This window comes from Nonomuraea deserti (assembly GCF_004348685.1).
Lineage (GTDB): Bacteria > Actinomycetota > Actinomycetes > Streptosporangiales > Streptosporangiaceae > Nonomuraea > Nonomuraea deserti.
On record NZ_SMKO01000286.1, the window covers coordinates 1 to 9,364 of the forward strand.

The following is a 9,364-nucleotide window of genomic DNA, read 5'->3' on the forward strand; positions in this document are numbered from 1 at the left end:
GGGGCTGCGGGCCGTAACCAGGCTGCTGGCCCGACGGGGGCTGCGGGCCGTAACCAGGCTGCTGGCCCGACGGGGGCTGCGGGCCGTAACCAGGCTGCTGGCCCGACGGGGGCTGCGGGCCGTAACCGGGCTGGCCGGACGGGGGCTGCGGGCCGTAACCAGACTCCGGCTGGCCGTACGCGCCGGAGGGCTGCTCCTGGCCGTAACCGGGCTGCGGGCCGTAACCGGGCTGCTGACCGAACGCGGCCGGCTGCTCCTGCTGCCCGAAACCGGGCTGACCGGGCTGACCGGGCTGGCCGGGCTGGCCGGGCTGGCCGTAGCCGGGGGCGGGCTGCTGCTGGCCGTAGTAGGGGGGCTGCTGGCCGAACTGGGGCTGCTGGTAGGTCTGCGCGGCGGGACGTGCGGGGACGACCTGCGGCAGCAGGTAGACGAGCGCGATGGCGGTCAGCGCGAGCGCGGGCGCGCCCAGCAGCACGAGCTCCACCGCGGGCCGGGCGCCGTCGCCGGTGAACACGCCGAGCACGAGTGAGAGCATGCCGCCCACCGCGGCCATCGCCAGCCCGGCCACCGCGGCGTACGCGACCGGCTTGGCCTTGGGCGACGGTTCGCCGACCTTGGTGAGGAGCAGCACGGACCCCACGAGCAAAGCCACCACGTACGGGCTCGTGATGTCCAGGGTGTTCCAGGAAGCACGTTCCATGATGGTCGTGTCGGGGTCCCCGACCAGGACGCGACCGATCCTCACCAGGACGTACATCAGTCCTAGGACGACCATGGCCCAGGCGGCCGGCTCCCTCAGCCGGACGACGTCAAATTTGCTCACAACTACCCCCATCAGACCCTTTAGCCCGAAGGGAGTTTGCCACATCACCGACGAAGCTCGCGGGAGTCCCAGAAACCTCTTCCATCCCAATTCTACAAATATCCGCACGTACAGGGGTTCCGGCGCGGCCAAAACCGGTCCCGGGGCAGGCCTGTCAGAGGCCGGTGGAAGACTGGGCCGCATGCACATCGTGTCCCTCGCCGGAGGCATCGGCGGCGCCCGTTTCCTGCGCGGCCTGCGCGCCACCGAGCCAGCCGCCTCGATCACCGTCATCGGCAACACAGGTGACGACATCACCCTGTTCGGCCTGCGGGTCTGCCCCGACCTCGACACGGTGATGTACACCCTGGGCGGCGGCATCGACGAGGAGCAGGGCTGGGGCCGGGCCAAGGAGACCCACGTCGTCAAGGAGGAGCTGGCCGCCTACGGCGTCGAGCCGCAGTGGTTCGGGCTGGGCGACCGCGACTTCGCCACCCACATCGTGCGCTCGCAGATGCTGGAGGCGGGCTATCCGCTCTCGCAGATCACGCAGGCGCTGTGCGCGCGCTGGCAGCCCGGCGTGCGGCTGCTCCCGATGACCGACGACCGCTGCGAGACCCACGTCGTGATCGAGGACGACCGCGGCAAGCGCGCCGTGCACTTCCAGGAGTGGTGGGTGCGCCTGCGCGCCTCGGTGCCCGCCCAGTCGTTCGCGCTGGTGGGGGCCGACACCGCGAAGCCCGCGCCCGGCGTGCTGGAGGCCGTCGAGCAGGCCGACGTGGTCATCCTGCCGCCGTCCAACCCGGTGGTGAGCATCGGCACGATCCTGCAGGTCCCGGGCATCCGCGACGCCCTGCTGCCCAAGACCGTGGTCGGCGTCTCGCCGATCATCGGCGGCGCGCCGGTCAGGGGCATGGCCGACGCCTGCCTGACGGCCATCGGAGTGGAGACGACAGCGCAGGCCGTCCTCGAGCTGTACGGCTCCGATCTCCTCGACGGCTGGCTGGTGGCGGAGGAGGATCACGCGGTCGCCCTCGACGGCGTCAGGGTGGTCGCCGGGCCGATCCTCATGCACGACCCCGACGCCGCCGCCGGCATCGCCCGCACCGCACTCGACCTCGCCCTGGAGCTCGCCCGATGACCGCGTCCCAGCCCCCGTCGCCCGCGACCGCCTCCCAGCCCTCGACGCCCGCCGCGACCGCCTCCCGGCACCCGGCGCCCGCCGAGCCCGCGACCGACGCGCGGCGGATCGAGGTGATCGCCGTCACGGGCATCGGCGAGGTGCGTCCGGGAGACGACGTGGCGGCCCTGCTCAAGGACGCCGGGTTGCATGACGGCGACATCGTGGTCGTCACCTCGAAGATCGTGAGCAAGGCGGAGGGCAGGGTGCGGCAGGCGCCCGACCGCGCCCAGGCGATCGAGGACGAGACCGCGCGCGTGGTCGCCCGGCGCGGCGACACCGTGATCTCGCAGACCCGCCAGGGCTTCGTCATGGCCGCCGCCGGCGTCGACGCCTCCAACACCGAGCCCGGCACCGTGCTGCTCCTGCCCGTCGATCCCGACGCGTCGGCCAGGCGCATCAGGGCCGGCCTGAGCGAGCGGGCCGGGGTGATCGTCTCCGACACGTTCGGGCGGCCGTGGCGCAACGGCCTCACCGACGTGGCCATCGGGGCGGCGGGCGTGCGGCCGCTCGACGACTTCCGGGGCGCGTCCGACGGCTACGGCAACGAGCTCAGCGCGACGGTCACGGCGCTGGCCGACGAGATCGCGGGCGCGGCCGAGCTGGTCAAGGGCAAGCTCGACGGGGTTCCCGTGGCGATCGTGCGCGGGCTGTCCCACCTGGTCACCGACGACGACGGGCCGGGCGTCAGGCCGCTCGTGCGCGCGGCCGACGAAGACCTGTTCCGCTACGGGTCGCGCGACGTCGTGTTCGCCCGCCGGACGATCAGGGAGTTCGCCGACCGGCCCGTCGATCCCGTGGCCGTGCGCAGGGCGGTGGCGGCGGGCATCGCCGCGCCGGCGCCGCACCACACGACCCCGTGGAGGTTCGTGCTGGTCGAGTCACCCGAGACCAGGACGAAACTGCTCGACGCGATGCGCGAGGCGTGGATCAGCGATCTGCGCGGCGACGGGTTCACCGAGCAGTCGATCGCCAAGCGGATCAAGCGTGGCGACGTGCTGCGCAACGCGCCCTATCTGGTCGTGCCGTGCCTGGTGATGGAGGGTTCCCACACCTACCGCGACGAGCGGCGCAACGCCTCCGAGCGGGAGATGTTCGTCGTGGCGACGGGCGCCGGGGTGGAGAACTTCCTGATCCAGCTCGCCGTCGAGGGGCTCGGCTCGGCGTGGGTGTCGTCCACGATGTTCTGCCGGCCGGTCGTGCGCGAGGTGCTCGGCCTGCCCGGGTCGTGGGATCCGATGGGCTGCGTGGCCGTCGGGCACGCGGCCGCGCCGCCGCGCGAGCGGGCGCCGCGCGATCCTGACGAATTCATCGTCACGCGTTGACCGGGTGACGGAACTCCAGTCAGCCAGGCATTTACCGTTAGGAAAGTTTCCTTTACATTCGGCTCAACCCCCCATGTAAAGGAGCCGCCGAATGAGAAGGACGCTGACCTTACTCGCCGTGGTGGTGGTCGCGTTCGCCACCACGGTGTTCAACACCGCTCCGGCGTTCGCCCACGGTTACGTGAACTCGCCGCCGAGCCGCCAGGCCAACTGCGCCCAGGGCAAGGTGCCCGACTGCGGCAACATCATCTACGAGCCGCAGAGCGTGGAGGGACCGAAGGGCCTGCGCAGCTGCCACGCCAACCTCCCGCAGTTCGCCCAGCTCAGCGACGAGAGCAAGCCGTGGCCCGTCGCCTCGGTGGGCAGCACGACGACCTTCACCTGGACGTTCACCGTCCAGCACGCCACGCGCGACTTCGAGTACTACATCGGCGGCACGCGGGTGGCCGTCTTCGACGGCGGCGGCCGGCAACCGCCTCCCACGGTCTCCCACACGGTCGACCTCTCCGGGTTCTCCGGGCGGCAGAAGATCCTGGCGATCTGGAACATCTCCGACACGGCCAACGCCTTCTACTCCTGCATCGACGTACACATCGGGGGCGGGAGCAACCCGAACCCGTCACCCACCGCCACGCCGACGCCCACCCCGACCCCGACCGACACCCCGACGACCCCCTCGGGCACCTGGAAGGCCGGCACGGCGTACACGACCGGCAGCACGGTGATCTACAACGGCGCCACCTACCAGTGCGTCCAGGCGCACACCGCCATCGCCGGGTGGGAACCGCCCAACGTTCCCGCCCTCTGGCGGCGCGCCTAGCACGCGGAAGGGGGCGTCCCGCGCCCCCTTCACGGCACCCTTCACGGGGCCCTCAGGTCGTCGGCTTGCAGGTGGGGTGGCAGAGCCGGCGGGCCAGGGCGGCGAGGAAGACGTCGATGATCTCCCCCGGCTCCTTGGCCGCGTGCAGCGACCCGTTCGTGGCGGCCGCGATCTGCGACAGGCCCGCCCGGTCCACGTCCTCGCCGAACGCGATGATGATGATCTGGACGGGCCTGTCAGGGTCCCACCCGCGCCGCAAGGCGTCGAGGAGTCCCGCGAGGTCGGTGCCCCCGCCGTCGTCGCGGCCACCGGTGATCACCAGGAGCGCGTTGTTCATCTCCTCGCGGTAGTCGCCGGTGACCTTGCGGAAGCCGCTGAGTATCGAGTCGTAGAGCGAGCTGTCCGCCTTCGGGTGGGCGGTCATCGTGCTGGTCAGCTCGTCCAGCCGGCTGCGCCGGATCACCTGCCCCGACTCCGGTTCGTTGATCGGCCCGAGCCTGACCCGCTCCCGGTAGCCCTTGATGCCGCCGAGCCGGTCGGCGAACTCCCAGAAACCCATGTGCGTGGAGTCGGGGAACAACCGCAGCCCGATCTTGGCCGCGTCCAGCGCCACACTGATCTTGGTCTTGCCGTCCATCTTCTCCGCCATGTGCTTGGAGGCGTCGGTCAGCACCAGGATGTTCGTCGGCGGAGCCAGCCTGCTCCAGGCGGCCAGCGCCGCGTCGATGTCCTGCGGCGACACCGACTGCCTCGTCCTCGGAGCCGCCGAGGGGATCTGCGGCCCAGGAGAGATCGGCCCCTGCCGCCCGTCCCCCGACCTGAACCCGGCCCGCCGTACGATCTCCTGGGCCTGCGGTCCCTCCAGCCAGCCGGCGAAGGCCGCGGACGCCTCCGCGACCGCCGGGTCGGTGGCGGTGACCACGTACGGATAGTCGAGGTTGATCGTGCCCTCGCGCGGGTGCAGCGCCACCACCGGGTCGTCCGACGGGCGCAGGTTGTGCTGCCGCACCGACTGCTCGGGGACGATCACGACCGGTCGCTTCCAGAACGTGCGATCGTCGACCGCGTCCAGCATGCTGCGGTAGTCGGGCGCAGAACCGGCCTGCGCCCACCGTACGAACGCGGTCAGCGCCTTGTCGGCCTCCGGCCCCGAGCCGACGACGTCCCTGGCGGCGGCGACCGTGGCGATGCCCGCCCCGGCGAGGGACGGGTCGGGCACGCGGACGATGTCGGGCTCGTCCTCGGTGGGCGTCAGCCGCCCGCGCACGGTCGAGGGGAAGACCATCCGCCAGTTCATCTCGGTCTTGCCGACGGAGAACCGCTCGGCCAGCGACTGGCGGGTCGCGAACACCAGCGGCGACGTGGCCACCACGCTCTCGCCCGCGGGCAGCGCGTTCGCCCCCTGCTGGCGGGCCAGCCTGATCCACGCGGAGGAGTCGGCGATCCAGCCGTCGGGCCGCTCGCGCAACACGCCCGCCCGGTCCCCGATCAGCGTGCGCAGGACGGTGGCCGGCGGGTGCTCGGTCACCTGGACCAGCACGCACCGGCCGCCGACCGCCGTCTTCGTCTCGTTGAACCGCCCCGCGGCCTCCATCGCCGCGGGCGCCACGTCGACCGCGGCCGCCACGCTCACGAGAACAGGCTCTCGTGCGTTGCACAGCACGCCCCCGCCGCCGAGCACCGCGACGGCGCCCGCCGCGACGATCGCCACGGCCGTGAGCGTCGCCAGCATGCCCCGCCGGAACGCCTTCCTGCGCCGCCGCTCAGGGGGCAGCGCGGCACGGTGCCGACCCAACCGCACGGTGAACCTCTCTCCGGGGAGTGACGATTCTTCCAGCGCCTCCCGTGGCGGACGCAAGCCCTGTTAGAACATGTTATAACTAGGCGATCGGCAGGGCCCTCCTGACGCTCTGGCACACGCCGTCACTCGCCTGCGAGGCCCGCAACCGCTCCGCCGCCGGGGTCGCGTACTCCGTGGTGCGCTGCCTGGCCGGGCGGCCCGTGACCTCGACCATCTCCCGCAGCTCGCTGATGGTCTTGTAGGAGCCGTTCTCCGAGCCGGCCATCCGGCTGATGGTCTCCTCCATGAGCGTGCCGCCGAGGTCGTTCACGCCGCCCTGGAGCACCTGGCGGCACAGGTCGTCGCGGAGCTTGACCCATGAGCACTGGATGTTCCTGATCGCGCCGTGCAGGAGGATCCTGGCCAGGGCGTGCACGGCCCTGTTCTCCTGCGCCGTGGGGCCGGGCCTGGCGAGTCCGGCCAGGTAGATGGGGGCGCTGGTGTGCACGAACGGCAGCAGCACGAACTCCGAGAACCCGCCGGTCCGCTCCTGGAGCCGCCGGATGAGCTTGATGTGCCTGACCCAGTGCAGGTGGTTGTCGACATGCCCGTACATCATGGTGGACGTCGTGGGAATGCCCACGTCGTGGGCCGTGGTGATCACCTCGACCCATTCGGCGGCCGGCAGCTTGCCCTTGGTCAGCACCCACCGCACGTCGTCGTCGAGGATCTCGGCCGCCGTCCCGGGCAGCGAGTCGACGCCCGCCTCCTTGGCCGCCTCCAGCCAGGCACGGACGGACATGTTCGTCCGGCTCGCGCCGTTGATGACCTCCATCGGGGAGAACGCGTGCACGTGCATGCCCGGCGTCCTGGCCTTCACCGCCCTGGCGATGTCGAAGTACGCCGTGCCGGGCAGGTCGGGATGGATGCCGCCCTGCATGCACACCTCGGTCGCCCCGGCCTCCCACGCCTCCTGCGCCCGGTCGGCCACCTGGTCGAGGCTCAGCGTGTACGCGTCGGCGTCGGTCCTGCGCTGGGCGAACGCGCAGAAGCGGCAGCCGGTGTAACACACGTTCGTGAAGTTGATGTTCCGGTTGACGACGTAGGTCACGTCATCCCCGACCGCCTCCGCGCGCAGCCCGTCGGCGATCGCGGCCAGCTCGTCCAGCGCCTCGCCCTCCGCCCCGAGCAGCGCGACCGCCTCGGCGTCCGTCAGGCCCGCGGGATCCGCCTCAGCCCGCCTCAGCGCCGCCCGGACCTCGCCGGGCGTCACGGTGCCGGTGCCGCCCGTGCCCGCCGGCGCCCCTTGCCGAGCTGCGGCGGCGGGATCCGGGGTGAGGCGGTCGCGGAGGGCGGTCCAGTCGCCGTAGACGTGGTCGAAGTCGTCGCGCCGGTCGCGGGTCCGCCCGGTCGTGTCGACCTCGACGTGCAGATCGACCCGCCCCGACGCGGCGAGCCCTCCGTCCCGCCCACCGTCCGGCTCCTGCCACGGCATCCCGCGCAGGACCGCGTCCTCCCTGGCCAGCCCCGTGGCCGGGTCCGCCAGGGCGGCCACGTGCCCGACCAGCCGCGGGTCGAGCCAGGGCTCCCCCGCCACCACGTACTCGGGATAGATCGTCAGCCGCTCCCGCAGCCGGAAGCCCTCCTCGGCGGTGCGCGCCGCTAGGTCGTCGATCTGCGGCCAGGGCCGCTCCGGGTTCACGTGGTCGGGCGTGAGCGGCGACACCCCGCCCCAGTCGTCGATGCCCGCCCGGATCATGAGCGCGTACTCGGCGTCCACCAGGTTCGGCGGCGCCTGGAGGCGGACGCGGGGCCCGAGGACGAGGCGGGCGACGGCGATGGTGGCCGCCAGCTCCCGCAGGTCGGCGTCGGGCAGCCCGCGCATGGCGGTGTCGGGCTTGGCGCGGAAGTTCTGGACGATGACCTCCTGGATGCCGCCGTACTCGCGGGCCACCCGCCGGATCGCGAAGAGCGACTCCGCCCGGTCCTCCACCGTCTCGCCGATGCCGATGAGGATCCCGGTCGTGAAGGGCACGCCGCTCCGGCCGGCGTCCTCCAGCACGCGCAGCCGTACGGCCGGGTCCTTGTCCGGCGATCCGTGGTGGGGCTGCCCCTTCTCCTCGAACAACCGCCGCGACGTCGTCTCCAGCATCATCCCCATGGACGGCGCGACGGGCTTGAGCCGCTGCAGGTCGCGCCAGCTCAGCACCCCCGGGTTGAGATGCGGCAGCAACCCGGTCTCCTCCAGCACCCTGATCGCCATGGCCCGCACGTACGACAGCGTGTCGTCGTAGCCGTGCGCGTCGAGCCACTCGCGGGCCTGGCGCCAGCGGTCCTCCGGCCGGTCGCCCAGCGTGAACAGCGCCTCCTTGCAGCCCATCGCCGCCCCCTGCCGGGCGATCTCCAGCACCTCGTCGGGGCTCAGGAACGGCGACTCCAGCTTGTGCGGCGCGGTCGCGAACGTGCAGTAACCACACCGGTCCCGGCAGAGCCGGGTCAGCGGGACGAACACCTTCTTGCTGTAGGTGATGACGCCCGCGCGGCCGGCGGCCGTGAGCCCGGCGTCGCGTACGCGGGAGGCGTGATCGAGCAGGGCGTCGAGCTGTTCGCCCCGGGCGTGCAGCAGGATGGTCGCCTCGGCGACGTCGATGGCCTTGCCGTCGCGGGCGCGGGCGAGAGCACGGCGGAGCGCGGAATCGCTGACGAGACTCATAAGGGCACAGTACGTGGGGCTGAGTTCGCCGCTCGCACCCAGGGCGGCTCAGAACGCCCGGTAGTCGCGCACGGGCATCCGGGGTCCGCGGGCGGGCGGGCGCAGCCCGGTGAGCCAGACCAGCATCGCGGCGCGGTGCCGATGCCCTTCGTACGGCTCCAGCAGCCGCATCATCCCCTGATCGTCGGTCTTCTCCCCCGTCAGCGCGTAGCCGACGAGCTTGGCCAGGTGGAAGTCGCCCACGCTCACCGCGTCGGGGTCGCCGAGCGCGCGCTGGCGCACCTCGGCCGACGTCCACACCCCGATCCCCGGCAGCGCCCGCAACAGCCGGTCGAGCTCCTCCGTGGTGGCGGCGGCCTCCAGCTTGGCGGCGTGCCAGGCGGCGTTCGCGATGGTCCTGGCGCGCACGGCCTCGGCGCCCGCGCGGTGCCAGTGCCAGCTCGGGATCTGCCGCCACACCGCGGTCTCCGGCACGACCCGCATCCCTTCGGGCGCGGGCCCCGGCGCGGGCTCGCCGTAGCGGGTGAGCAGCCAGCGCCAGGCCCGCCACGCCTCCCGCCCGACGACCTTCTGCTCCAGCACGGCGGGGACGAGGGCCTCCATGACGCGGCCGGTCCTGCCGATCCGCAGGCCCGGATTCCTGCGTACGGCCTCCGCCAGGACCTCGTGCCTGACGCTGAAGCCCGAAACGTCGTCGTCAGCCCCCAGCAGCGCCGGCAGCGTCTCCAGCGCCCACTCCGCCCC

The 9,364-nt window shown here is 72.4% G+C and carries 7 protein-coding genes; 3 read left to right on the forward strand and 4 right to left on the reverse strand.

Going from position 1 to position 9,364, the window contains the following annotated elements:
- The coding region (locus tag E1292_RS52420; protein ID WP_220447420.1) for a hypothetical protein at positions 1-823 on the reverse strand (823 nt) is incomplete at its 3' end.
- A gap of 181 nt (positions 824-1,004) precedes the next feature.
- On the opposite strand from E1292_RS52420, the gene cofD reads away from it, so the two are divergent.
- From cofD to E1292_RS47635, 3 genes are all read left to right on the forward strand, one after another.
- Positions 1,005-1,943 (forward strand): 2-phospho-L-lactate transferase, encoded by a 939-nt coding sequence (gene cofD / locus E1292_RS47625; RefSeq protein WP_132606407.1) that lies wholly within the window; start codon positions 1,005-1,007, stop codon positions 1,941-1,943.
- Positions 1,940-3,307: a coenzyme F420-0:L-glutamate ligase gene (locus E1292_RS47630; protein ID WP_246090923.1), complete on the forward strand. Its 1,368-nt coding sequence runs from the start codon at positions 1,940-1,942 to the stop codon at positions 3,305-3,307. The genes cofD and E1292_RS47630 overlap by 4 nt, the downstream gene beginning before the upstream one ends.
- 91 nt (positions 3,308-3,398) lie before the next feature.
- The gene (locus E1292_RS47635; protein WP_132606408.1) at positions 3,399-4,127 is read left to right on the forward strand and encodes a lytic polysaccharide monooxygenase; all 729 of its coding nucleotides are present in this window, start codon (positions 3,399-3,401) and stop codon (positions 4,125-4,127) included.
- Between the two features lie 52 nt (positions 4,128-4,179).
- Here E1292_RS47635 and E1292_RS47640 read toward each other — a convergent pair whose 3' ends face one another.
- From E1292_RS47640 to E1292_RS47650, 3 genes are all read right to left on the reverse strand, one after another.
- Positions 4,180-5,928: a substrate-binding domain-containing protein gene (locus tag E1292_RS47640; RefSeq protein ID WP_246090925.1), complete on the reverse strand. Its 1,749-nt coding sequence runs from the start codon at positions 5,926-5,928 to the stop codon at positions 4,180-4,182.
- Positions 5,929-6,007: 79 nt separating this feature from the next.
- Positions 6,008-8,620 (reverse strand): bifunctional FO biosynthesis protein CofGH, encoded by a 2,613-nt coding sequence (locus E1292_RS47645; RefSeq protein WP_132606409.1) that lies wholly within the window; start codon positions 8,618-8,620, stop codon positions 6,008-6,010.
- Between the two features lie 48 nt (positions 8,621-8,668).
- Positions 8,669-9,364: DNA-3-methyladenine glycosylase family protein (locus E1292_RS47650; protein WP_132606410.1), on the reverse strand; the 696-nt coding region annotated here is incomplete at its 5' end.

What these genes read in the sequence shown, in the direction of transcription:
- cofD (WP_132606407.1), top strand. Translation starts at nt 1,005, where the DNA reads ATGCACATCGTGTCCCTCGCCGGAGGCATCGGCGGCGCCCGTTTCCTG.
- E1292_RS47630 (WP_246090923.1), top strand. Translation starts at nt 1,940, where the DNA reads ATGACCGCGTCCCAGCCCCCGTCGCCCGCGACCGCCTCCCAGCCCTCG.
- E1292_RS47635 (WP_132606408.1), top strand. Translation starts at nt 3,399, where the DNA reads ATGAGAAGGACGCTGACCTTACTCGCCGTGGTGGTGGTCGCGTTCGCC.
- E1292_RS47645 (WP_132606409.1), bottom strand. Translation starts at nt 8,620, where the DNA reads ATGAGTCTCGTCAGCGATTCCGCGCTCCGCCGTGCTCTCGCCCGCGCC.